This window comes from Paenibacillus sp. GYB006 (genome assembly GCF_036577645.1).
Lineage (GTDB): Bacteria > Bacillota > Bacilli > Paenibacillales > Paenibacillaceae > Paenibacillus.
On the sequence record NZ_JARBDA010000003.1, the window covers coordinates 69,888 to 95,042 of the forward strand.

At 43.1% G+C, this 25,155-nt stretch carries 22 protein-coding genes; all 22 read right to left on the reverse strand.

All coding sequences use genetic code 11. The features are described 5' to 3' along the window. Positions 1–14: 14 nt before the first annotated feature. On the reverse strand, positions 15–359 hold the full coding sequence (locus PV403_RS09105) for a flagellar protein FlaG (RefSeq protein WP_332084355.1): 345 nt from the start codon (positions 357–359) through the stop codon (positions 15–17). 180 nt (positions 360–539) lie between these two features. Further along, positions 540–1,472 carry a flagellin Hag gene (gene hag / locus PV403_RS09110; RefSeq protein WP_332084356.1) on the reverse strand — a complete coding sequence of 311 codons (933 nt, stop codon included), beginning with the start codon at positions 1,470–1,472 and terminating at the stop codon, positions 540–542. A 148-nt stretch (positions 1,473–1,620) separates the two neighbouring features. Then, complete coding sequence (gene csrA / locus PV403_RS09115; protein WP_332084357.1) at positions 1,621–1,866, reverse strand: carbon storage regulator CsrA; 246 nt, start codon at positions 1,864–1,866, stop codon at positions 1,621–1,623. 2 nt (positions 1,867–1,868) lie between these two features. Next, a complete protein-coding gene (locus PV403_RS09120) occupies positions 1,869–2,321 on the reverse strand; it encodes a flagellar assembly protein FliW (RefSeq protein WP_332084358.1) in 453 nt (150 codons plus the stop codon). Between the two features lie 86 nt (positions 2,322–2,407). Continuing rightward, the gene (locus PV403_RS09125) at positions 2,408–2,977 is read right to left on the reverse strand and encodes a DUF6470 family protein (protein WP_332084359.1); all 570 of its coding nucleotides are present in this window, start codon (positions 2,975–2,977) and stop codon (positions 2,408–2,410) included. 27 nt (positions 2,978–3,004) lie between these two features. After that, complete coding sequence (gene flgL, locus PV403_RS09130; RefSeq protein WP_332084360.1) at positions 3,005–3,928, reverse strand: flagellar hook-associated protein FlgL; 924 nt, start codon at positions 3,926–3,928, stop codon at positions 3,005–3,007. Between the two features lie 20 nt (positions 3,929–3,948). Next, the gene (flgK, locus tag PV403_RS09135) at positions 3,949–5,532 is read right to left on the reverse strand and encodes a flagellar hook-associated protein FlgK (protein ID WP_332084361.1); all 1,584 of its coding nucleotides are present in this window, start codon (positions 5,530–5,532) and stop codon (positions 3,949–3,951) included. 18 nt (positions 5,533–5,550) lie between these two features. After that, positions 5,551–6,051 (reverse strand): flagellar protein FlgN, encoded by a 501-nt coding sequence (locus PV403_RS09140; RefSeq protein WP_332084362.1) that lies wholly within the window; start codon positions 6,049–6,051, stop codon positions 5,551–5,553. A gap of 9 nt (positions 6,052–6,060) precedes the next feature. After that, positions 6,061–6,345, reverse strand: coding sequence for a flagellar biosynthesis anti-sigma factor FlgM (gene flgM, locus PV403_RS09145; protein WP_332084363.1), 285 nt, complete (start codon positions 6,343–6,345; stop codon positions 6,061–6,063). 148 nt (positions 6,346–6,493) lie between these two features. Then, positions 6,494–6,901 (reverse strand): flagellar protein, encoded by a 408-nt coding sequence (locus tag PV403_RS09150; RefSeq protein WP_332084364.1) that lies wholly within the window; start codon positions 6,899–6,901, stop codon positions 6,494–6,496. Positions 6,902–7,107: 206 nt separating this feature from the next. Then, positions 7,108–7,911, reverse strand: a complete 804-nt coding sequence (locus PV403_RS09155) for a ComF family protein (RefSeq protein ID WP_332084365.1) — start codon at positions 7,909–7,911, stop codon at positions 7,108–7,110. Further along, positions 7,904–9,817, reverse strand: a complete 1,914-nt coding sequence (locus PV403_RS09160) for a DEAD/DEAH box helicase (RefSeq protein WP_332084366.1) — start codon at positions 9,815–9,817, stop codon at positions 7,904–7,906. Before PV403_RS09160 ends, PV403_RS09155 begins: the two co-directional genes overlap by 8 nt. A gap of 168 nt (positions 9,818–9,985) precedes the next feature. Beyond that, entirely contained in the window at positions 9,986–10,402 is a 417-nt protein-coding gene (locus PV403_RS09165) for a hypothetical protein (protein WP_332084367.1), read from the reverse strand. 287 nt (positions 10,403–10,689) lie between these two features. Continuing rightward, a complete protein-coding gene (locus PV403_RS09170; RefSeq protein WP_213530394.1) occupies positions 10,690–11,412 on the reverse strand; it encodes a response regulator transcription factor in 723 nt (240 codons plus the stop codon). Between the two features lie 4 nt (positions 11,413–11,416). Further along, positions 11,417–12,577, reverse strand: a complete 1,161-nt coding sequence (locus PV403_RS09175) for a sensor histidine kinase (RefSeq protein WP_213530395.1) — start codon at positions 12,575–12,577, stop codon at positions 11,417–11,419. Between the two features lie 47 nt (positions 12,578–12,624). After that, positions 12,625–15,336 (reverse strand): stalk domain-containing protein, encoded by a 2,712-nt coding sequence (locus PV403_RS09180; RefSeq protein ID WP_332084368.1) that lies wholly within the window; start codon positions 15,334–15,336, stop codon positions 12,625–12,627. A 304-nt stretch (positions 15,337–15,640) separates the two neighbouring features. Continuing rightward, complete coding sequence (metK, locus tag PV403_RS09185) at positions 15,641–16,843, reverse strand: methionine adenosyltransferase (protein WP_332084369.1); 1,203 nt, start codon at positions 16,841–16,843, stop codon at positions 15,641–15,643. Positions 16,844–17,079: 236 nt separating this feature from the next. After that, a complete protein-coding gene (locus PV403_RS09190) occupies positions 17,080–17,358 on the reverse strand; it encodes an alpha/beta-type small acid-soluble spore protein (protein WP_332084370.1) in 279 nt (92 codons plus the stop codon). A gap of 319 nt (positions 17,359–17,677) precedes the next feature. After that, entirely contained in the window at positions 17,678–18,205 is a 528-nt protein-coding gene (locus tag PV403_RS09195) for a hypothetical protein (protein ID WP_332084371.1), read from the reverse strand. Positions 18,206–18,353: 148 nt separating this feature from the next. After that, a complete protein-coding gene (locus tag PV403_RS09200) occupies positions 18,354–21,134 on the reverse strand; it encodes a hypothetical protein (protein WP_332084372.1) in 2,781 nt (926 codons plus the stop codon). Positions 21,135–21,259: 125 nt separating this feature from the next. Further along, positions 21,260–24,304 (reverse strand): hypothetical protein, encoded by a 3,045-nt coding sequence (locus tag PV403_RS09205; RefSeq protein WP_332084373.1) that lies wholly within the window; start codon positions 24,302–24,304, stop codon positions 21,260–21,262. Positions 24,305–24,799: 495 nt separating this feature from the next. Continuing rightward, complete coding sequence (locus PV403_RS09210; protein ID WP_160032731.1) at positions 24,800–25,141, reverse strand: hypothetical protein; 342 nt, start codon at positions 25,139–25,141, stop codon at positions 24,800–24,802. Between the last annotated feature and the right edge of the window lie 14 nt (positions 25,142–25,155).

A 25,155-nucleotide genomic window follows, 5' to 3' on the forward strand; every position in this document is an offset into this window, starting at 1 on the left:
GCCCTCCTATCTAATTACATTTTTTTATCTACGATAATTCCTGATATCTCCATCATTGTCGCTACTAGATCAACTAACTTTTCCGGAGGAACTTCTCGTATAACTTTGCCGGTTTCTTTATCTAAAACTTTGACCATTATTCGATGTGTCTTTTCATGAACATTAATATCTAGAATTGTTTCTGGTCCTGCTAATGTTTTAAAGACCTTCTCTAACTTTTCCTTTTCGAATTGATTAGAGAGATTTAACACATCTTCTTCTGCAGATTGGATTTCTTTATATATACTCGGCTGATTACTTCCCTGATTTAGGACGGTTTTCTGATAATTATTTCCTGATAAAGAGAACTGGATATTCATCGAACAGAATCCTCCATCCTTCAATCTATGTTACTAGTTATATCGGTAGCTTCCCTACTCTATTGAAGATATATTTATGAAATTAGAACTAAAGAATCATTCAAAAAGAGCACTTCTTTGTATTTGCATAAAAAAACTAGCCATCAAAGATGATGGCTAGTCAGAGTTATAAACTATAAATTAACGAAGCAATTGAAGAACTGCTTGTGGTTGTTGGTTAGCTTGTGCAAGCATAGCTTGAGCAGCTTGAGAAAGGATAGAATTCTTCGTTTGTTCAACCATTTCTTTCGCCATATCCACATCACGCACACGGGACTCAGCTGCAGTGAGGTTCTCAGAAGAAGTTCCCAGGTTGTTAATTGTATGCTCTAGACGGTTTTGATTAGCACCGAGCTTAGAACGTTCAGCAGATACTTTTTCAATTGCTGAGTTAATTGTTTCAATAGCTTTTGTAGCTGTCGCTGAATCCTTGCTAATATCAAGTCCGCCTGAAGTTGTAGCTGCTGTACCGGCAACATCATCAGCTGTTCCTAATACTCCATCAGCACCAGCTGCTGGGGCAGTTGCTGCTGCATTATCAGTTGCTGTAGTTGTTGTTGCTGCTACTCCAAGTGATTTTGCATCCATTGGGCCGATACCAATTTCTACAGTTTGGCCATTATTAGCACCAATTTGGAAAGTTAATTTTTTTGCGCCTTGACCATCAAGTAATTTCTGAGTATTGAACTCAGTTGTGTTAGCAATACGAGTGATTTCTTTTGCTAACTCATCTACTTCTTTTTGAAGTTCCCCACGGTCAGTTGCTGTATTCGTATCGTTACCAGATTGAACAGCAAGTTCACGCATACGTTGCAAAATGCTATGTGTTTCGCTCAGTGCACCTTCAGCAGTTTGGATCAATGAGATACCGTCTTGAGCGTTACGAGAAGCCTGATCAAGACCACGAATTTGTCCACGCATTTTTTCGGAGATTGCAAGACCTGCTGCGTCATCACCAGCCCGGTTGATCCTAAGACCAGAAGACAATTTCTCCATAGATTTACCTTGTGCGTTAGATGCAGAGTTCAGTGAACGAGAAGTATTAATTGCCGCAATATTGTGATTGATAATCATGTTAACATTTCCTCCCTGAAATAAGTAGATATCCACGTCCTTGTGGAACGCCTCAGGCGAAAGGTCGGCCGCCCTTGCCTTCAGCGCCTACAACATATATCGACCACAATCACTTCAATATTTATAGCAAAACCAAAAAGTTTTTCTATTATTTTTCATTTTTTACTGACTGTTGATATTGCGCCATTAAGGCTTGGATATGGTCCTTCGTTGAAGCGGCAGATTGTTTATTTGCTTCCTGTATCGCGAGATGAACCTCTTTACGGAAAATATCAACTTCCGCAGGCGCGGAAATGCCAATTCGGACCGTCTCTCCTTCGACGCCGAGCACGGTAATCTCAATATGATCATCGATCACGATGGACTCTCCCTTTTTCCTGGATAGTACTAGCATCTTTATTCACCATCCTTTGCAAAAAGGGTTCTCGCTGCAGATAGTTCCTTGATGGCATGCCGTGTCTGGTAACCGGATTGTTGCAGCACGATCTGTTTCGCCGCAGCATTCTCTGGATTCATGACAATGGGGGCTAACAAATTGATACTTGATTCTTCTATAGATGCCTGAAGGGTTACGATACAGCGTACGAGCACCTTCTCTTTAATCCCTAGTTCCATGGTATCGTGATCTGGTAATTCAAATTCATAACCCGGCTCAAATAGAAATGGGTCGGCTAAGAGAAAGGATAGGCTTGGCTCACATAGCGATTGCATCATACTAAATGGACTATCCTCATAAGGAAGAATGGCAAACTCTTTCTCTTCTTCAAATCCAGGAATTCCTCTATTAAAATGAAATATTTGATCGTCCTCTACTTCCACACTGCCCCAAGAGGCGGTTTCAATGATCAATGTAATCTCTCCTTTATACTTGTGAGTCTACTATTCTATATAAAAAAAGCTACAGATTTGGCGATTGCCTCTCTATAGCTTCTATGTTACACCGTCTGATCTACTTCAGGGGGAATAAATTGTATGGACGGATACTGCATCATATAGATCTGCAGCTTACCCCGCTGATAGTCAATCTCCGGCTTGTTTACTTTTACATCGATATCTACGGAACCTCTTTCAATCTCGATGTCCGTCTTTCGAACATTAAAGTGGATATCTACATTATCTATGGAGGCTTCGCCTCTATGTTCCCCTATAGTCGGGAGAGCTTGCTCTTTCCCATATACCTCAGCAATTGTATTCCCCGGCTTATGAAAATCCGTCATCCGGTTACCTTGCTCAACTCGTTTGGCAATCCCCTCAAGGAAAATTTGCTTAACGTTTGAATACAACCGCTGTGTCATTTCTAGCTGAGGACCTCCTGTAATTGCCGCATTCGCACGCGACGAATCGACAACAAGCTCAGGCTGATGCTGATCGATTTGAAGGGTTGCTGGGTTACTCTTGATCTGAAGATCTGCTTTCGGTTGTCTTATGGAATACTGCCCTACATCTGCATCAATGCCAATACGTCCATTCTGTTGCCTGATCTGAAGCATAGGAATCGTGCTCATGATAATAAAAGCCTCCTCTCGTCTTACTTATCTAAGAAAGTCAACTAAGGAAGAGGAGATGATTTTCGCACCAACAGATAACGTTGCGTTATAGATATTTTCTTGAATCTGCGAACGAACAGCTAGCTCAGCGTAATCCGCATCTTCTGTTTTCGCTTGCAGACTCGTTAAGTTATATTCCATATCACCGAGTCTATTTTGCATTAGTTCAATCCTATTCATTTTTGCGCCAATACCAGCCTGTGCAGCCGTTAGTTTCTCTACACGAGTGTCCATCTGAGCCAGTTCAGCAGAGATCGCATCTAAATCTCCAGCTTTCAGTGCTTCACTCAAACGATCCGCTATCGCAAATACATTGTCCTTATCATCTGCGGAGCCCATTACATCGTTACCGCTCACATTAATAGCTAACTGTATTCCGCTGCCGACAGCATAATTTACATTTCCAGTATCAATCATGTCTTTTGTAAATCCGGTAGTATCTGATACATTCTCAGCGTTTTTCGCAAAATCATATGGCTTCTGGTTATAATTCTCACCGTTAAAGACATATTTCCCATTAAGCTGACTATTGCCGATATCAATAAACTGTTCTTTCAGCTGATTCACTTCAAGACGAATACTCTCCAGGGCACTTTGTGGGTTGGTTCCGCTTGATGCAGTAACCGTTAGTTCCCTCATTCTCTGCAAAACTTCATTGGTCTGTGATACAACGGTATCTGAATAATCCAGCCAAGAAATGGCCGAATCCACATTGCTCTGATATTCCGCATTTGAATTGAGTTCTGTACGGTATCGTAAGGCATATGTAATACCTACTGGGTCATCTGAAGGCTTGTTAATCTTCATTCCCGTGGACATTTGAAGCTGCGTATCATTTAACTGCTTCGCGTTACGGTTAATGTTCATCATGAGCTGGTTGCTCATCATATTCGAGGTTACTCGGATCATCGTATTACCCTCCTACTACCTTATCTTCCTACAGTCCCGGTTCCATTAATTAATTTCTCTAATAGCTCATCAAACGTCGTCATAAATCTAGCAGCTGCGCTATAGGCATGCTGGAACTTAATCATGTTGCTCATCTCTTCATCCAGCGAAACTCCGCTGACGGATTGCCGAGAGTTCTCCACCTGAGTCACCAAAGAGGCAGAGTTCGTCATTTTACGATAAGCTTCCTGTGTCTGAACCCCAAGTTCTCCAACCATCGATTTATATAAATCATTAAGTGTCGTCTTATCTGTTCCACCTGGTGTAGTAAAGGAAGTGCCTTTCAGACTTCCCATGAGTGAGGCTAGGGTATTATTCCCCTTCACTGCATTACCTGAACCATCAAGGCGTAAGGAAGAAGCGATCTTATTGGGATCGAGTTGGATCTCTTTATTAAGCGTAATGTTACCTGCGGTAATCGTTCCGCCATCTGCTCCTGTGAAAAAAGGAATGCCGGCACTTGCAGAGCCATCTAATGAAAAACCAAGCTCATGAAGTCCGTTGAGGCCCTTCACCGTTAAAGGCGTCTCATTCTTGAGAACAGCTCCCGCGGGAAATGCTTGTCCTGCCAGAACGGTAGACGCCACACCATTTACCGTAATATCGGTATCTTGATCTGCCACCGTACCTTCACGAACAGAGGAACCGGCAGGTAACGTAATGGTTACATCACCATTCGCAATGGTATTTGCCAGCTGATTCAGATCATTCTGAAAGCTCGTTACAAAGCTGTCTCTCGAAATGACCATTCCATAAACTTCGCCGCCCGTAAGATCTCCAGATGCATAAGCGTCCGTAAGGAGAGCACTCGTCACTTCTGTAACTGCCGTACCATTCACCAGATTCGTTCCACCAATGGAAATATTGTATCCTTGTTCATTTTCCGTAACAGTTACGTTCGCAATTCTGGATAACTTATCGGTAAGGAGATCACGCTGATCACGAAGATCATTTGCGTTGTCGCCCAAAGATTCAATTCTTGAGATCGTATTATTCAAATCGGCAATAGACGTAAGATACGTTTGCATCTCTTGTGCCTTAACACCGATATTTGCGGTAAGGTCCTGATTTAATCCATCTAGCTGCTTACTCATAAGGTTCATAGCATCTGTCAGAGCAAGAGCGGATTCTTTTACAATATTACGGGCTGTGAGATTCTCTGGATCTTTACTTAAATCAGACCAGGAGGACCAGAAATTATCTAATACGGTCTGTAGACCGGTATCGGAAGGTTCAGTCATGATCCCCTGAATTTTATCCAGTGCATCATATTGAATCTCCCAATTTCCGAGACTCGAATTCTCACTGCGGAACTGACTGTCGAGGAACCCTTGTCGGATTCGTTCAATGGCTGAGAACTCCACCCCCGAACCGAGTTGGCCCGGGTTAGTAGATCTTAAGTAAGCAAGCGGATCCATGGGAGAAGAAGCGGTCATTTTTACCGTTTGTCTCGTGTAACCCTCTGTATTGGCATTTGATATGTTGTGACCTGTTGTATTGAGTGCTGCCGTTTGTGTAAACAAACTGCGCTTCGCAGTCTCTATCGAATGAAAAGTGGAAACCATCGTATTACTCCTCCTAACTTAAGCTCGTGAGTCGAAATATCCGAATTGACCTACCGCTCCCTGGCGTTGATCTGGATGTTTATACACCGGCTCCATTGTTGGCTTATCGATCAGCACGTCCAATGAATAATCAATAAATGCGAGTGAATGTTCCAGCAATTTTTGATTGATTTCATTCATTTCTTTGAGCTGCAATAAGGTAGTGCTTAGCGCCATTTGAGCCTGTTGCAATCTTTCCTTATCCTCTACATCAAATACGAGACGAGAGATTTCCGTAATGGTCAGATTTAATTTGGACTTAATTCCACGCTCGAGTAAGAAGGAGACAATCGCTTCATTTTTCATAACTTCCTGACTTTGAATGCGCTTCAATATAACTGACTCTTGGTTTAACAAACGGATTAATGTATCCGTATCGTTCTTAATAATGGATTCTTTTTTCACTTCTGCTGTACGAAGCATCTCACGATGCGTTGTCTCAAGTTCATACATGGCATCAATTAATTGATTTAGGGACATAACTCTCTCCTACTTCTCGGAACTTGATTTAAAATACGGCATCATCTTCTCGGCAAGTTTATCTGTATCGACTCTATAGGTGCCTGAAGCAACTTGTTGTTTCAGTTCCTGAATACGCTGTGTGCGTTCACTGTTATGGACTTGTTCTTGTTTTTGAAGCATTTCCATCGCTTCTGGTGAGATCGTAATCTCATCCTTGCGGTTTGTTTTCTTTCCTTCGGTCTGCTGAGCAGACTCTATGTTTTTGGAATAAGAATGAATTGCTCCAATGCGTCCAGATTCATTAATTTTCATATACGAAGCACCTGCCCTTTCCCTTATATCGGAATGATCTATTGTATCATCAAGTCATCTAAAATAAAAAAACCGATAATCTTTACTAAAGTTATCGGTAGAGGTTGAAACATTGTTTATAGTGTTACAGCGAATTAAGCCCTGTCTCCTAGGAACGTCCTGATTTGTCGATTGCACGATAGGCACCAGCTCCTAGAGAACGTCCTTCCCCCTGACTAACCTCCCGGGCTGCACTGCTCAAATCCTTGGACAAACGCGAACGACAGCTTTCGCACATATGTCCTTCACGAATGAAAGTTCCGCAAACTTCACAAGGCAACATCAGATTCGGCGCATCCACTACAGAGATCCGGCCTTCCTTAATAAAACGTGTAATCTGCTTAATGGATACACCAGTCTCATCGGACAGTTCTTGGACGTTCGCGCCCCTATGTTTACGTAAATATTCGGCACAGTCAACATACTGCTGTTCGATTTCTCTGAGACAAGTTGGACAACAGCCCATTACGTTAAGCGCGTAAAGCTTGCCGCAGTGAGGACAGTTACCTACATTCATCCTCTTCAGCCTCCTTCTGGGATCATTTCCGAATGCTTTTCCTCATTATACCTACGATATTTAGCCTTGTCATGTTTGGTAGTTATGAGAAACAGTGGAAAGCCAGTGCTTGCATAACTGTGAAAAATAGAGCTCTCATCCGCTTATTCTCACACGATGATTTGACTCGTTTATTTCTATATCGGAGAAACGCCACCGAAATCTTACTAGGATCTGGCCCAAGTGAGCGTATAAATTTTAAAAAGGATGCCGCGCTCTTCTCCCCACCGCTTCATTGCCTGGCTGCAAGCTTCGAGTGTACTGCCCGTTGTATAAACATCATCTACCAGAATGAGGTGAATCGGTTGATGCTTTTCATTTTGTGGCAGATTCATTAGTAACTTCTTCATATAAATGGGAGCTTCCTCGTGAACAGCAAAAATGTTTCGCATCGATTCTACACGCTCTTTACGAGACTTATAACTTTGTTTCTCCGTGTGCTGTGTACGCATCAGCATGGGAATGACCGGAAGACGCACCTCATGACTAAGTACTTCAGCAAGTCTCTCGGCTTGATTAAACCCCCGCTCTATATATCGCTCCCTGCTCACCGGAACAAACGTAACCGCCTGTGCCTGCCAGATCATATGAGGAGAAAGCGTCATCTCACGCCGTAAAGCACGGTAAGCTGTGCCCAGCATGATCCCGAGAAGCGGAGCCATCCTTTCTTTGCCCCGATATTTATATACCGCCAGCCACTCTCGCATGAGAGGATCATACCTTACCGCACTTCGATTCATCTCAAAAGAACGGCCGAGGTTCTCAGCTCTTGCACAGTCTGGACAGCCGATCGCTCTACCGCAGCGATGGCAGCGGATGTTCCGAATCCACGGAATACTAGAAACACAGCGTGGGCATAGCCCCGGAAGCGCAGTAGATAGAGCGCCCCGGTTACCACAAGCAACGCAGATTTGTCCCGGCGGTGCAGCCAGCCCATGCAAAAAGGATCGTACCCAATCAAGCCTAATCACCTGCAGTCTCCTTTCCCACCAAGTACCCTTGACGCCTTGCGATTGTATTCATGCGTTTGATTTGCTTTACGGCTTCTTTCTGACCGAGACTGCGCTCGGGTGCTGCAAAAACGACGTTTCCGGCAGGATCATCTTTCGACCTTCCTGCTCGTCCTGCCATCTGCACAAGGGAGGCAGCATCGAATAGCCGGTTGTTGGCATCAAGAATATACACATCACTTTTGGGTACGGTGACTCCGCGTTCGAGAATCGTGGTGGTAACGAGTAAACGAATGGTCCGGTCCCGAAAAGCCATGACCTTCTCAGCACGCAGCGGGTCCTCAGATGAAGTTCCTTCGATTCTTAGATCAGGCAATGTACGCCTGAGCAAATGTAATAAGGCATCAATCTGAGCGATCCGAGTGACAAACATAAAGATTTGCGCTCCTCGCTCTATGGAAAACGTGAGTCTTCTGAGTAATTCTACAGGCAACTTATGTTGCTTCAATAACTGCTGGACAGAAGGGACTTTTAGCAGCAGCGGTACGGGCAGAGGATGCCGATGAAAACGAACCGGCACTCTCGCATGGGCAAGCTTGCCGCTGGCTGCTTGCTTCTGCAGTTCCCTTGGCGGGGTGGCAGATAAATAGATAAAGCTGCCGCCCGGCTTACAACATACTTCCGCTGCATAAGCGAGCATGGGATCGTTGTGGTATGGGAAGGCATCGAGCTCATCGATGATGACCAGGTCAAAAGCGTGGCGGAAGCGAAGCAGCTGGTGCGTTGTGGCGAGCGTAAGCTCGCCTCGCCGCCAGCGGTCACTGCTTCCGCCATAGAGGGTGGCGCACGTCACCTCAGGAAACGCGCGGGCCACCCGGGGAGCGAGCTCCAGCACCACATCGCGCCGCGGTGTGGCTACGAGCACGCTCCCTCCGCTGCTGAGTATCGCATCCAGCAGCGGGAAGGTCATCTCGGTCTTGCCGGCGCCGGTTACGGCCCATAGCAAGAACCGGCCTTTGGCCGCAGCGGAGCTGGCATGGCGCTGCTCCGCCAAGTACGCAAGCGCCGCGCCTGTGGCTGCGCTTTGCGCTGGGCTAAGTCCCCACCGGCTGTCTGCCGCGGTGGGGAATCCTCCGGCCGCTCCCTTTACGGCCGGAGGCGCTGCACCTTGCAACAACAGCGCACAAGCCCGGCTGCGCCCGAGCGCGAGGCAAGCCTCGCAGTAAGCGCATGCCGAACTGCCGCATGCCGCGCACGGACTTTGCTCGGCTGCAACACTACCACACCGCCGGCAGTGCAGATGCGCACCCCGGCCAAGAAGCCAATGCCCCAAACGGTGCCGCTGCTTATGAATCGGCTGTTCAGCTACGGCTGCTTCATAAGTAATCCGTCCCGCCAAATATCCAAGCTGCACTGCGGCTTTATATTCGGTTTGCATACTCGGAACGTTCTCCACTAGCAGTGCTTCCGCTTCCGGGAGCAGCAGCTGTCTGCCTGTCAGCTGCCCCGCGGCCTCTACTGCATCATCATATAGGGAATGAATCACCTCCTCTGCATGGCTAATTCCCCTGAGCGGCACGATTTTAATATCTAAACAATCACGAAGTAACTTCATGCCATCCTTATCCGGCTCCCTTGATACCTTCTCTTGTAAAATAGACTCCGTCCATCTTCTCCAGCCCTGAATCGATGTCTTCTCTCTAATCATTGCATTCTGCTTACGGAAATTTTCTCTCAGATGACATGCCCAAGAAAAAGGCATTTGGGATGAAATCCAGATGATAGACCAAGGCTCATTAATCTTTTGCCTTCTAGCTTCCCACCATAACTGGTCGGCTTCTGGACAGATCGATATATATAAATTCAGCTCATCTGATTTTGTATGATCTCCTTCTTCTTCCCTTGCCAAATATACAGCTACTTTCACAGCCTTCCCTCCTGAATCACGCAAAAAAGCACATACCTCGGTAAATCTACCGAAGTATGTGCTTCATACTCAATGATAATATAGAAAAAAATAACATATAAGTTCTATATATACAATATTAATGACAATACCGCAACTTTTTCAAAGCTCATTCGTTTTATAATATATCTACAGTTTGCTTACGAATGGAATTCCTTGAAGCGTGCCTTCTTGACGAAGATCGATATATTTCGTATCATCCCATTCCTGTATACCGCTTACGTTAATATAAGACAAGGATTCGTCGCCAGCCATAATATCTAGTTCGATTCCAGCTATGTCAAACAGCCGATTTAGCAAAAGCAGGGTTTCATCGCTTGAGCCATAATCCACTACGGTAACATGATGGGTTTTCCCTCGTAAAGATGCATCTAAAGACAGTGCTCGGATAATCCACTCCAGTATAAATCCATGGTTACTTGTAATCAAAACATAACGTGTTTGCTCGGCTTGTTTCTGATTTGATTGCAGCGTTCGATAAACAAAACGTACGGTTGCAGCAGATAGGCCATAAACAAGCGCAATCCATAACAAATGTTCGATCATGGCGACTGCACCTCCCTTTACGACAATATATGCCGTAAATATGGACGTTGACACAATGAACGTTTATAAAAATTTTATTTATTTAGCTGCTGATTCGCATCAAAAAACTCCGAATAGCACAAACCCTAGTCATATTTTATACTTCATCACAAGAAACCGACTTGCGCCATATGTATGCCTATGGGGCGGCAAAAGGCTGCTTACGATAGCTTGTACGTTCTAACTTCAGCATTTCCCCCGAAAAGTTACACCCCTATTTTCCTTCTCATGCTAAAGTTTATCCTACGTTATAGAGTAACCCAACCATATTTAATGGAATTAATTACGGCTTGTGTCCGGTCATCAACTTCCATCTTCTGCAAAATACTGCTGACATGGTTCTTCACTGTTTTCTCACTGATGAACAAGAACTCACCAATCATTTTGTTGCTCTTACCTTCTGCCATAAGACGAAGTACTTCTGCTTCACGGCGAGTCAGTGGATTATTATCTCCAGCAACAAACTTCACGCCTGCTTCTTTTACGCCGCCTTCACTCATGGTACCTGTTTCATTCAGATAAGTCATCCGGCGGAGCTGCATAATCAGTTTCCCTGTAACTTTTGGATGAATAAATGCGTACCCTTCGTGCACGGAACGAATGGCATTGATCAGAGACTCTGCCTCCATATCCTTCAGCAAATATCCACTTGCTCCTTTACGAAGCGTTTCAAATACATAACTTTCGTCATCATGAATAGACAAAATAATAACTTTCACATCTGGGAACATTTCTCTCAGCTTTTCTGTCGCTTCCACACCGTTTTCAATCGGCATGTTGATGTCCATAAGAACGATATCTGGCTTGATCTGATTACAGAATTCAAGTACCTGGATTCCATCGCCGCATTCGCCGATGACCTCAATATCGTCCTCCATGTTCAGTATGCGTTTCAATCCTTCACGAAACAGCTGATGGTCATCAGCTAGTAATACTTTGATATCTGCCTTATTCATGTTCTGGTTTTCCATCCTGTTACTCCTTTCCCTTCTCCACGTTTGTCGGGATATGAATCACGATCTTAGTGCCTTGATTTTCTCCTGATTCAATCTCCATTCGGCCTTCGAGCAGTTCTACCCTTTCCCGCATACCTATGAGTCCAAAATGAGAGTGATCCTTACTTTTCTCCTCTAATTTCTCCGGTTTAAATCCAAGGCCGTTATCCTGCACAACAATCTTGACCAGCTGAGCCTGGAAAGTAATCTCGACCACCACATAAGTTGGATAAGCATGCTTGGCTGCATTCGACAAACCTTCTTGCACTAATCGATAAATCGCTGCCTCCATAGCGGAAGACAAACGGTGTTCTTTCCCTCTAGTTTCAAACAGTGAACGAATTTTGGTTTTTTCCTCAAAATCCTGCACGTATTTACGAAGTGTGGGAATTAAGCCCAGGTCATCCAGGGCCATTGGACGCAAATTGAAAATAACTTTTCGCATTTCCCCAAGGCTAGAACGAACTTGTTTTTTCAAATCTACTATTTCGGCCTGTACCATCTTAAAATCCTGCTTGGCCAGCATTCTTTCTACAATTTCCGTCCTAAGCACTAGGTTGGCAAGCATTTGTGCGGGTCCATCGTGAATTTCACGAGCGATTCTTTTCCGCTCTTCCTCCTGGGCCAAGATGATCTTGAGACCGATCATTTGTCGATTTTTGGCGGACTCAATAATCCGTGTAACCTGACCCAATTCACCAGACAGATACTCCATGACAACATTCATCTGTGAACCAATGGTCTCGGCTCTTTCCACAGATGCCTCGATACTGCGCGCACGTTTCTGCAAATCATCACGGCGAGCTTTGAGGTACATTTCTTTTTCTCTGTAAATCATCAAATCCAGCTGCAACTGCGTAGCCTTTTCATAGGCTTGCTTGATATCATGTTCAGAGAAACGGACAAAATCGCGGCTGACTTCAGTCAGCCGGATTCGAGACCTGCGGAAATTGAGTTCCAGTTGATCTACCTTTTCAATCGTTTCGGCCGTCTCTTTCAGGATGGATTGAACCTCCTGATTCAGTGCTTTAAGCTCGGTACGAGACGAGTCCATGATTTCAAAAATTTGATATTTACTACTTTCCATGACCTGCATGGCGTTTTTTATAACGCGATCGAGAGCATCTGCTTGAAAGTCCACGTATTTTCGACTCCATTCCTAACGTTTCCAGGATATATCATACCATATCACGAGTCGATGGTGACGGTCTTCGTTTTCTGTTCCCATTTTACAGTCAGTCCAAGCTGTTCAGAAACAAGCCTTAGAGGGACTAAAGTCCTACCACCTGATATATAAGGTGCCACGCTCGCGTTTTGACGTAGCCCATTGATTACAAATTCCTTCTGACCAACCGTCAAATCTATTAACTTACCACCGCGTAGTATGGTCACTCGCTGGTTTTTACTATCCCAGGTTGCCTGTCCTCCAAACACATCAAGCACATGCTTAATAGGAATGTAGGTAGCATTATTTTTCAGTACGGGCGCTGCATCAATGGTTCTCTTTTGACCGTTAAATAACATCGATTTTTGTCCTAAAACAAGCTTGGCGACTCCCTCAGGCAGACCGGCCTCACTTGATAGTGATGGCATTGTAAATGCTATATTATCAAATGCTACGGTTCCTGTCATGGCTCGCTCGTCCTGTCCTTCATCCAAATTCACGACATAAACCCGTTTTAATTTGGCTGGATATGAGATATCCGAACTACTTAAGTCCACATTCAGCTTCTTCCATCCCGACCAGTCTATATTTCTTGCCAGATCCACATACACTGTTTTTCCCTTCGCATCGGTAAGTTCTGCCCGCAGCCAGTTCAGGCTGTGATCTCCAAGAACATCTACCGATAGAGCAGTGGCTGCAGATTCAATCGTTTTGCCGGATGTTCCATTCAGCTGAGCGTAAGCATACATTTTACCACTTCCGCCCGTCATATCATAGCTGAGCTGAAGCACTTTGGATCCTGCTTTTTCCTCGGTTCCATTTACTACTTCTGCTGTTCCCGTTACCCCCGCTGCGTTTGTTGTAAACTGGACTCCGTAATTCACATTCTCGAAGTCTTCCCACATACTTTCTCCTGCTGCAGACAGGACTACTACCGTACTGAATCCATCATAACGGCCAATCGCGTAACCGACAGTTGCCCCTGTATTAATCGAAGAAACCGTTAATTTATCTCCCTTCACGCTGCCTTTAAAGCCAATAAACTCCCATTTCAGTGCATCCGCGCTGAGCGAAACGGTTTGACCATCTTTGGTCGTTGCCGTCACCGGGATATCGATGCTGGTTCCTGCTTGTAGTGAGCCCGTCCCTGAACCGGCTTTCAGTGCAGTCAGATTGCTTCCGCCTACTACCGTCACTTTCATCTTGCTGCTTGCTGACCCACTTACCGCAGTAAGTGTAGCTGTTCCGCCGCCCACTGCTTTGATCTTCCCGCCGCTTGTGCTGATTACCTTGCCATTACTTGATTTCCAGGTAACTGAGGTTGTTCCCACATCGTAAGGGTTGTAGTACGTGTCATAACCTTTCAGGCTGTACTCTGCCTCCTGACCTACAAGAAGAGAAGAAGAACCGCTGATAGCAAGCCCCTTTAATTTTCCTGCGGGAGCGAGAGAATACACACCAAGACCATTAACAACCGCACGCTGTTCAGTCCCATATTCTGTTGAAAAAGCAAGAACGGTAGCCGTCATTCCAAGGGGTCTCGTAATCATGGTAGTGGAACCCCCGCCATCCAGGTTCATCCCTTTCCAGATCCCGATACTCGTCATAAAGGATTGCATTTCTTTTAAGGACATCCCGCTGCTTGCACTATTATCCTGTACAGCGATCAAATAAGCATACCGATTATCTTTGGAATAACCCACAGCTGTCCGAGCACGGTAACCTCCGATGCTTGATGTATCACGGGAGAAAGAAGTTGCTTTCCCGCTGTTAACTAGAATCGTGTGCCCGCCGATCATCATTTGCAGCGTATCTGGGTTCACCTTTTGACCCGTCGTCTTCGCTACTAACTTGTAATCCGTATTTACTGCCTGTCCTACTGTGAGGTTTGCAACCAACCAATCCGCTGCTTTGCCATGAGCACGCAAAATGTAACCATCTTCCGGAATTGATGTGCTTAACGCACTTTTGTCTGATATTTCTTTGACAACGCCATTCTGTACAAGCACTTCGGTCGGTGTTGTAGAAGGGTCGTTCGGACGTTTAGGAGAGGTCCATGCCGAGGTATATATGTATATCGAATTGGCGTGGCTGTATTTCACACTTCCTGACTCCAGATAATAATCTTCCTTATTCATACCCCGTAAAGGATGAGTAGCTCCACTGGATGCCTGGACAGAACCTTCAAAGCTGTACTCGTCAATCATCGGCTTACCCTCTTTGCTTACCGTCATCGCATACATCCCGGTTAGCTCGGACGGAGTAGACATCAGTGTACCACTAGTAATCTGACCGCCGATCGGTGCAAGTTCACCGCTCACGTTAAAATAATCTCCGTTCACACCCGCAACGGCTCCTGTTTCCTTTACCATGCCGCCTGTACTTTGTTTACTATTAAATGTACCTCCCTTGCCTGTCATCACATCAAGTTTGACATATGGATTATTCAGATCCACCTCAATGACATTTGCAAGAATATTTGTTTTGGCGTTTGAGCGTGTTGTAGTGAACTGGTAATTTATCATTTTGGCACCGGACGTAATCATCTCTTCAGATAGCTTTGTTGTACTCACTGCTGCTTGCGCTACACTCGTTATAGGAAGTCCCATATTCCAGGTTCCACTCGATCCAAGAACCGGAGTGACCCACAGAACGCCTGCGACCGTAATAATAAACCATTTCTTCTTCCTGCTATCCTTTTGTTGTTTCCCCTTTTGCATTCGGTTTGTTCCCATAGAAAAGCGACTCTCCCATCTTGTTTTGCATGATCTAATAGATTCAGCCCCGATACTCGTCAGGAGAGTACGGAGCTGAAGACATTTTTATCCTCTACTTAATAGACTGCAAAAAATGGAAAAAGTTACGCTCTTTTTGAAGATTCATGAATTCGATTATCCCTTATCATGATCCTCGTTCTCCAGGAGAAGGATATCTGGCATCTTCCTTGGGGAAAATAAAGCGAACATCAAAAAAACCTTCGATGATAACCATCATCGAAGGTTTGATGTGTAAAACTTCATAGAATGAAGTTATGATCTATTAAATGCCTGCTTGCGACTGCAAAGCTTCCACCTTGTCAACGCGTTCCCAAGGTACATCCAAATCTGTACGGCCAAAATGTCCGTAAGCAGCAGTTTGTTTGTAAATCGGACGACGCAGGTCTAACATGCGAATGATGCCCGCTGGGCGAAGATCGAAGTTATTGCGAACGAGTTCTACAAGCTTTTCATCACTAACTTTACCAGTGCCGTATGTATCGACATTGATCGATACTGGGTTTGCTACACCAATTGCGTAAGCAAGCTGAATTTCTACTTTGTCTGCAAGTCCAGCAGCTACAAGGTTTTTAGCCACATAACGTGCTGCATAAGCTGCAGAACGGTCCACTTTTGTAGGATCCTTACCGGAAAAAGCACCGCCGCCATGACGAGCATAACCGCCATACGTATCTACAATAATTTTACGTCCTGTAAGACCTGCATCACCTTGAGGTCCACCGATAACGAAACGACCTGTTGGGTTGATGAAGTACTTGGTTTCATCGTCAAGCAGATTAGCTGGTACTACAGGAAGAATAACCTTCTCTTTAATGTCAGCTTGAATTTGCTCAAGTGTGATTTCTTCCGCATGCTGTGTGGATACAACGATCGTATCTACACGAACAGGCTTGTCTCCATCATATTCTATAGTAACTTGTGTTTTACCATCTGGACGAAGGTATTCAAGCGTACCATTCTTACGTACTTCAGCCAAACGACGAGCGATTCGGTGAGACAAAGCAATCGGAAGCGGCATCAGTTCTTCAGTCTCGTTGGTTGCAAAACCAAACATAAGACCTTGATCCCCTGCACCAATATTTTCAGTCTCTTTATCCATTTGATCTGGATCACGATTCTCAAGTGCTGCGTTAACGCCTTGCGCGATATCTTTCGATTGTTCGTTCAGAGATGTTAATACTGCAGACGTTTGATAGTCGAAACCATATTTTGCACGAGTATAGCCGATTTCTTTTACCGTATTACGTACGATTGCCGGAATATCGATATAATCAGCAGAGGAGCTGATTTCTCCGATGACAAGTACGAGTCCAGTAGCTACAGATACTTCACATGCAACACGTGCATTGGGATCAGCTTCAAGAAACGCATCAAGAACGGCGTCGGAAATTTGGTCACAAATTTTATCTGGATGTCCTTCAGTTACGGACTCAGAAGTGAATAAGTGGCGCCCTTTAACAGACATAGTAGTTTCAACCTCCCACGTATATGGATTTGTATGGTATAAGCCATCAATTCTATCCAATACAAAAAATGAACCTTTCCCGAAACGGAAAAGGTTGCAATACATCCTCATACGACATATTAACGTATTTGTCAATCGGTGTCAATCAATGACAAACGTGATCATTTCCACAATTTCTTAAAGAATTTCTGAACTTTTTTGGTGATTTTATTGAGTCTGCTCATGATTTATTCACCTCACAGTTTGTGTCCGGCTGCATGTAGCTCTGCAGAACGAACCAATCGTTTTGTCATTTCTCCACCAATCGAGCCATTCTCGCGGGAAGTCAGATGTCCCCATCCGGAGTAAGAAGGGCTGCTGCCACCAATTGACCCCAGTTCATCGCCAAACTCTGCATTTAGATCTTTACCGGTGTATCCACCTACTTGGATGCCGAACTCTGCGGCGATCTCATATTTCATCTGGTCCAACATCTGGCGGCTCTCCGGGACAAGCTTTTGATTATTTCTTGGCATAATATGATTGCACCTCCTGCTTATGATCTTGCAGGTATAGTGTCTGCAATTGGGATGAATATAGACTGGTGAAGTATTGTTACTTTTGGGAAAATGAAGTGAATCGGTCTTTGAAGTATAAATCTACAGAGGGATACATATACGAATGCAAAAAGATCTCTTCCTATATATAAGGTGAAATTGGGAATGGTTTTTCTAATGATGAGGAACGGTTTATGAAAACAAAAAAAATGTTCCGCTCCATATATAAAATGAAGCGAAACATCACATACTAATGATGATTAGGAAGAACATCCTTTTTATAAGTGCTGCTTGATTACTACTGGAGCTTGTAAGATCCGCGAACCATTACGGTTAGGTTATACTTATTCCCTTGCACAACTTCAATTCCACGACCTTCACGAGGGAAGGATAATAAGTGGTTATTCGTAATCGATGTTCCATTACCAAGGTCTGCACCTTGAGTTAGATCTGCCACACCGTTGCTGTCTGCAGAGTAGATGACTGCTTTACCGCTGCGGACAATAAACTCAGTACCTGCACCTGCAATCAGACGCTGTCCTGGTTTCACGACCACGATCTTGAGTTCATCTTCAGCACTTGTACTTGGTGTACTTGTACCTGGTGTGGAAGGAACGGAAGGAGTCGTACTTATGCTTCCTCCGCTGCCTTGTCCTGCATTTTTAATGGCTTGATCTACATAACTCTTCGTAACGACAGGGTCATCGGCTGTACCTGGCTGGGACGCAACCGATGCGCCTTCAGCTGAGATATTCATAATTGAACCAATCCATATGCCTCCGCCTACGGCGATGGTTGCCATTCCTACTTTCCACATGCGTTTCATGATGTTCTTCCTCCTTAAAATCTTTCATCCTTTGTTTCTGTAACTCTAATGATAGAGGGTATCAAGCTAGTTCACAAGAAAAAGTTACCAAATTAATATAATCCCTTGTATCGATCTTTATCTGCAGTTGAAGTTTGTTGTTTGTATACTACTCACCAGTTGGAAGTTGCACCGGAATTCGGTTTGGATTATAGTACATCGATTGACCTGCTATCTTATACTTTTCTCCTTGGAATAGATCATAGATCGAGATTTGATAGGTTCCTCCTCTGCGATCTTCAAATACACGATCATCAATAGCCCAAGAAAGCAGCTGATTCGTACCCATCTTAAGATCTGTTGCAGGTACTAGCTCCTTCGCGAACACACGCCCAGTCGCATCTGTAATTTCCACGACGAGCTTATGCTCACTTTCCGGCAGATCGTATGCATCATCTACAGTTAACGTATAATACCACTCAACCGCAACACTGCTGCCGCCAGATAAATAAGCATCAAATGTGTGCGTTTTGATCTGATAAGGGTACAGCTCTACTTGTTCAATCTTCGTAAGCGGCGTGAGCTGTTCTGGTGCAATTTCAAGTGATGCTGCATTCACATAACCCGTAGGCTCTTCCTTGATGGCAGTCAGTTTATCTTCCGTTACGCCTTCTCCAACAATCAGTCTCATATCTGAGACAGTGACACGTTTCGGGATTTTCGCCCACATGGTGACAATACTCTTATCTTCCGGACCTGCTGGATATTCAATTTGTTTCACATTTGTTTTAAAATAAAGCCCGCTTGAAGACTGATAATATCCGCTAAGCTGAGATAACTCCGTCTGACGGTTTTCTAGATTCGTCACTTCAAGCTCGGTATACACAAGGTCCGTACTCGTACCTGGATATACAACCGTTTTTCTGGTTTTCACTTCTGCTTTTTTACCAAGCGTAGTAAGGGTAAATTCTTTATTTTTCTCAATCTTCGGAACGTCAGGGATGGCCCCAATATTCGTCAGCTTCAACCATTCAAAAGATTCTTCTCCTACCTTCTCTTCTAAAGATACTTGTAACTGCGCAATATCTAGAGATGTCGGTACTTTCGTTAATAGATACAAGTCAATCGACTGACCTGGACCGAGCAAGGATGCGGCCTGGCTTTTAATCAGCTTGGTACTTGTCATGTCTTTCGCAGAATCCACTGTAAAGGCTCCCTGCAGTTCAGGAAGGCGCAGCGTTTTGACTGAAGTATTCTTCAAGGTCAGCTTCGCAGACAAAAGATCTCCGTCTGTCCATGGCAAACGTTGAATAGATGACCAGATCACTCCATACGTGCCATTATCGCTCTTCACGGTTGTTTCCGATCCTAATGTATTCTGCAATGAGGATGGTGTAGGTAAGATGTAGACCCCTGCTGGGTAACTGAAAGATGGTTCTTTTTTCTCCGGATCTTTAGGTACATTCATTTGCAATTTGAGTGCACCTTGGGCAACAGCATAGGATACCGAGATATCCAGCTTAATTGTCTTCTCTTCATCTGGCTTCAGCGTCACGTTCTCAAGTGCCTTTGTCGTAATGGGATAAGATTTACCCGTTCCACTCAGCAATACGAACTCATACTTAGGTACCGTGATCGTCTGCTTCCCTGTATTTTGCAAATGAAAACGTATGGATAGATCGTTCTTGTCATAACTTTGGTTCACTGTTGCTCCTTCAAGCGTGGTTTGCAGTTTTTGACCATCCACATCGACTTCCCTTGCCTTAAAAGGAGCCGTCGCAACGATCTTCGTTGTACTTGCTTTAGGCAGTTCTAATGTGGCTAGAGGCAGTACCGTCTTCGCCTCGCCTTCTTCCTCCACAAGCACTAACTCTGCTCCGGTCAGTTTTACAGCAATAGGAATGGTGGCGTTCAGTTTGATCGTTTTGTTCTCCTGTGGCTGAATATTAAAAGGTGCCGCTTCGGTGCTTACCGTTTCCGCTATAAGCGGATAATTACTTCCTCCTGCTGTTCTCAGCACCCATTTCGCCGTTGGGTTCTCTAGCATTTTATAACCGACATTATGCAGATTTACCGTCACTTCTGCATAGTTATATTCATTCACGGGGTGTACTTCTAGCTTGGTTACTTTGACTTTAACAGGGGTGTCTCCCAAACGAATGGATTTAGACTTATTGACAGGTGTAGATAGGGTATAGGATGCCGGTACATTGAACTGTCCCAGGCTGCTTTCATAATTTGGCTTACTGAAATCCCACTTCACAATTTGAAATAAAAGATCGCTAACGTTTACGCTCTTCCCTACTTTTACAAGGTACGTCACATCAAGGGTGGAGCCTGCCGCTACGCTTTTCTTGTCCTTGTCACGTGTAATTAGGCTAGGAGAATATAACGTTCCGCCCTTAGTTTTTACCTTTGTCCAGTAGTCGATAAGCATGAGATTCTTGCTGTCATTGTTCTGATAGGTGAGGGTATACGAGATGGTCTTGCCATCTTCTTGTGTGAGTACATTGAGGTCGGTTAGTTTTACAACACTTTTTGAGGTTAATTTGACTGATTTTAGGTTAGACAGAGTATGTAGGGTTTTGTTTGTTTTTGTTGTGGTGGATTTGGTGCTCTGAGTAGTTGTGGCTTTCTTGGTAGTGGTTGTCTTGGAAGTAGTGTTACCTGCTGAAGCAGCAACGGTTTGAAGATTGGATTCTATATTCGAACCTGCGCCGAATATCTGTGTTCGAGCTCCCTGTCCATTGTATAGCACGTCTGATGGAGTTGATATGGAAGCATTTTGCAAGATAGAAGTAAGTACCTGCTTACTGTTCGATTGTAGATCTTGGATGGTTTGTATTGATCTTGTTTCTTCGGGTTCCGCACCTACTGAGGTGCCTTGTCCAAGAATGAGAGTTGCTGCAGCGATCCATAATATTGTTTTTTTATTATATATATAATTCACTTAGTACCTCCATTTTTCTTTTTGAAGTTACTATATAGACGCAAATTTTATTAGAAAAGTTTCTATAATATAAAAAAAGGATTCGGAGCTTAACTCCGAATCCCTGCCTTTAAAACTAATTAATATTAGTTAGTTCTAACTGCATCTTTACCTTTGATTACATTTCCACCAAGATCTTGGATGTATTTAGCATCACTCTTCACTTCAATGGAGTAACCAGCTGGTTTTCCGTTTTTATCTACAATTTGAACTACAAAATATGGAAGTGCAGTTTCAGTACCAGCTGTAACAGAATTAACTGTATAGTAGAAATCAGTTTGAGTTGATTGAGCTGGAACTACTTTTCCATCAGACAAACGCGTTACGATCAGATCTTGAGCATACAGAGAAACAAGAGCTGTGTCAGTTTTCAAGTTCTCAGTTACTTTAACTTGTGCTTTATAAGTAGCATCAGTAACTGTGTCAATATCAGCATATGCACTTTGATTTGGAGCTACTTCTGGTGCAACTTCATCTTTAACATCTGATCCACTGATAGTTGGAGCAGTTGTTGAATTAAAGGAAATTTCGTTTTGAGCAGCACCGATGAATTTAGTTCCATTGAATGTGATATTCAGATCAGCTGGAGAGTAAACATCACGATCCAATTTAATAGTAATTGTGTTGCTATCGTTAGCCACAACGTCAGTTACTCCATAAGTAGAAACTCCAACTGAACTCTTGTTGATAACACGAGAAACAGTTTGGTTTAGTTTCACTTGGATTTCTCTCTTACCAGTAAGGGATGCTTTATCGCCTTGATCGTTGTAATTAGCTAAGCTGATATAACGGTAGTCTGCCAATGTTAAAATTTTGTTGAAATCAGCAAGGTAGTTCCCCGCCACGTCTTTAACACCTTGAACTCTAATTTGAGTCAACAAAGCACTCGTTACATCTTTATCATTGATAGTTACAGGCAGTTCAATTACAACTGCTTTACCATCTTGAGTTACAGATAGGTAAGCATCACTTGGCAACCCGATTTCTCTACCATCGAATGTAATCGAGTAGTTCGCACGATTCAACAAAGATGCTGGATCCATCTTCTCATTGAATACGATAACTGCACGACGTGCATTGTCTGATACATTAAAGGATACTGAACCAACTTCAGGTGCCTTTGTATCTCCTACATTAAATGTAGTTGTGTACTCAAGCATTACATTTCCAAGTACTGTGTTATCCTTGATACCAGAAACAGTCAATGTACTAGTACCCTCTGGAAGTTCAGAGAAGAAGTTAACCAAGAGAATATTTCTTGTATCAGAATCTTTGAAAGTAGCATTCTCAATTTGACGCACTTTGCCATCTTTATCTTTTATTGTGATTAGTTTAGTCCAATCTTGGCCAGAAGCAAGTGGTTTACTGAAAGTCAAAGCCAATTGTTTCTTATTGCCAGCTGTTACACGTGCGTCTAGAACTTGTGGACGCTCTGTATCGATTTCAGCTTTAATCAGCTTAGAAGTTTGAGTGATTTCATTACCAGAGAAATCTTTAACTTTCTCTACGTAGATAGTTGTTTCGTAAGAAGGTAGCGCTTTATCTGTAGCAAAGTAGAATTCATATTTGTTAGCAGACAGTCTTACGATTCTTTCAGGATTAATCTTAGAGTCTCCACGTTTATGGTAAACATTAGCTTTATCCAATGTAGAGTCGTCAATATCTTCGCTGAAAGTAACTGTTAATTTTTCCAATGTTGCTGTAGCTTCTGCAATAGTTGGAGCTGTATTATCTTCAGTTACAGTAAATTTAGTGTCAGATTTCAGAGATTTAAATCCTGCAAAATCCTCTACTCCTGTTACTGTCAGTGTGTGTTCACCAACTGTAAGTGCAGATGAAGACTTCAGAATAACTTCGCGTCCTTCAACATTTGGAGAACTGTAGAATCCTTGGCCATCTACTTGGAAGTTATTTGTGTAGGATTGTTTAACTGGCTCACTGAAAACTATTTTAATTGCTTTAGTTCCCAGACCTGTTACGCTAACAACTTCAGGAAGTTTGTTATCTACCGGAGTAAATTCGATGTTACTTCCTTCAATTGTTTTAGTACCAGCTTTAACACCTGTTACAGTAAGAGTGTATTTTTGTTGGTTTCTGAAAGCCTGATCTTCTTCAAGTGTAAGTGTTACTGCATTTTTAGCATCGTTCAGAACAGCTGATTTAACTTTCAGATTAGAATTCAATCTGTAGTTATCTTTTAGTTCTGCAGTTGCTTTATCAACTTCACCATCAAACTTAACAGTTACTTCTTTTAAGTTATCAGCAGATACTGCATCAAGTTTATTTGCTGTAGTTACTACATAAGTTACTTTTACAGAGAAATCTCTGTCTTGATGTTTAAATTTCACTTCAGTTTCTACATTAGGTAAAAGCTCCTTGTCAGGAGTTACTTTAAGTACTTCACCATCAGTCATAGTTACTTCAACTGTTTTGGAGTCAATAACTTTAGCTTCTTTAACTTGAAGGCTAAGCTCTTGATCAACTGCGTAAGCAGCGCCTACAAGAAGAGAACGGCTAGCATTGGATTGGAAGTTAGCGTTAGCATCTACCAAACCAGCGTTGATTGCTGCTTGAACATATCCTTTAGCCCATTGTGTTGCGGAGTTGTTAGTTTCAGTTGGCACTTCAAGATCAAGCGCACGTACAAGTACAGTTGCCATTTCTTGAACTGTTACAGGACCGGAAAGGTCAAAGATTTTCTTAGTTGTGTTTTTACCTTCCATGATACCCGCAGCGGATACAGCTTCTACGAAAGGAGCTGCCCAGTGTTTAGCACCGTAGTTTTTGTCTTTGAAAGAGTAAACGCCATTGATCTCTTTCAGACCCAGTGTTTTCGTAATTACTTTCGCGAACTCAGCGCGAGTCATTTGTCTGTCAAGGTGAGCTTGACCGTCTGGGAATCCAGAGAAAATACCTTTATCTTTCAAATAACTGTATTGTGCATTTACATCAGTAAGACCTGCTTGACCGAATGCTACAGATGCAAACATGGAGAATGCCATTGCTGTAGACAAAGCCACGGATAAAATTTTCTTCATAAACTTTTTTTCTCCTCCTCGAGAAATCATCACATGATTAATATTATTTTTATAATTGCTGTTGCTAGTTATTGGGTTGCTCGTGTTACTCATATTTGTTACACCCCCTTCCCAGAGTTAGAGCAAGTATTCAATATAAAATGATGTCTGTGAAATTTCACAGAAACTTGTAAATTAAACCAAGTATAAAGAAAAATAGAGTAGTTACCTAATCCTACCTTTCGTATTATACATTGTGGTAATTAAGCCGTAAAGAAATTTTTTCTAATTAATAGACAATTTTCTCCATTAAATTCATTTTTCTTCCTCATTGTTTTCGGCTATACATCTTAAACGCAGTAGTTTCAAAAAAGTTGCGAGTTCCACAAAAAAATTTTTCTTTAATTTAAAAATAGTGGAAACCAAACTTTATATTTGAATACAAACAACTTATAACAAAGATTTAGTGCATGTTTTGAACTATACAATACATAACCATAATTTTCTATTTTATATCATACAAAATTAACTTTTTAAAAAAATTCTTCCTTTCTCAGAAAACAGAACAAAAAAAGAAGACACCACATGGGTATCTTCTTCGTTTCCTTATTACTTAATCTTCATTGCCAGATCAATAATACGAGCTCTCATCTGAGGATCTGTATTCAGGTTCGCATACATTTGTTCGATGGGCTCCTTATTCTCTTTGTATGTTTTCTCGTGCTTAATCGTTACATGGGACCAATCAATAAGTTCATTCTCGGAAGCAACCAAATTATTATATGCATCGTGGAAACCTGTCTTCATCACAAGGTCTTCCATAACTTCTTGCGTGATTTCTCTAGTTTTCTTCGTTTTCTCAATTTCCATTTCCAAAATAGCAGCTTGTTTCTCGAATTGTGTCTTCGTTTTCATATAGCCAAGTTGTGCCTTCGAATAAATCGGTTTCATTAGATAATTTCACC

Coding starts and splice junctions, on each gene's coding strand:
- PV403_RS09210 (WP_160032731.1), bottom strand. CDS start 25,141: ATGAAACCGATTTATTCGAAGGCACAACTTGGCTATATGAAAACGAAG.
- hag (WP_332084356.1), bottom strand. CDS start 1,472: ATGATTATCAATCACAATATTGCGGCAATTAATACTTCTCGTTCACTG.
- metK (WP_332084369.1), bottom strand. CDS start 16,843: ATGTCTGTTAAAGGGCGCCACTTATTCACTTCTGAGTCCGTAACTGAA.
- flgK (WP_332084361.1), bottom strand. CDS start 5,532: ATGGTTTCCACTTTTCATTCGATAGAGACTGCGAAGCGCAGTTTGTTT.
- PV403_RS09195 (WP_332084371.1), bottom strand. CDS start 18,205: ATGAAACGCATGTGGAAAGTAGGAATGGCAACCATCGCCGTAGGCGGA.
- PV403_RS09180 (WP_332084368.1), bottom strand. CDS start 15,336: ATGGGAACAAACCGAATGCAAAAGGGGAAACAACAAAAGGATAGCAGG.
- PV403_RS09170 (WP_213530394.1), bottom strand. CDS start 11,412: ATGGAAAACCAGAACATGAATAAGGCAGATATCAAAGTATTACTAGCT.
- flgM (WP_332084363.1), bottom strand. CDS start 6,345: ATGAAAATTAATGAATCTGGACGCATTGGAGCAATTCATTCTTATTCC.
- PV403_RS09165 (WP_332084367.1), bottom strand. CDS start 10,402: ATGATCGAACATTTGTTATGGATTGCGCTTGTTTATGGCCTATCTGCT.
- PV403_RS09140 (WP_332084362.1), bottom strand. CDS start 6,051: ATGTCCCTAAATCAATTAATTGATGCCATGTATGAACTTGAGACAACG.
- csrA (WP_332084357.1), bottom strand. CDS start 1,866: ATGCTAGTACTATCCAGGAAAAAGGGAGAGTCCATCGTGATCGATGAT.
- PV403_RS09150 (WP_332084364.1), bottom strand. CDS start 6,901: ATGAATGTAGGTAACTGTCCTCACTGCGGCAAGCTTTACGCGCTTAAC.
- PV403_RS09125 (WP_332084359.1), bottom strand. CDS start 2,977: ATGAGCACGATTCCTATGCTTCAGATCAGGCAACAGAATGGACGTATT.
- PV403_RS09105 (WP_332084355.1), bottom strand. CDS start 359: ATGAATATCCAGTTCTCTTTATCAGGAAATAATTATCAGAAAACCGTC.
- PV403_RS09205 (WP_332084373.1), bottom strand. CDS start 24,304: ATGAGTAACACGAGCAACCCAATAACTAGCAACAGCAATTATAAAAAT.
- flgL (WP_332084360.1), bottom strand. CDS start 3,928: ATGATCCGAGTAACCTCGAATATGATGAGCAACCAGCTCATGATGAAC.
- PV403_RS09190 (WP_332084370.1), bottom strand. CDS start 17,358: ATGCCAAGAAATAATCAAAAGCTTGTCCCGGAGAGCCGCCAGATGTTG.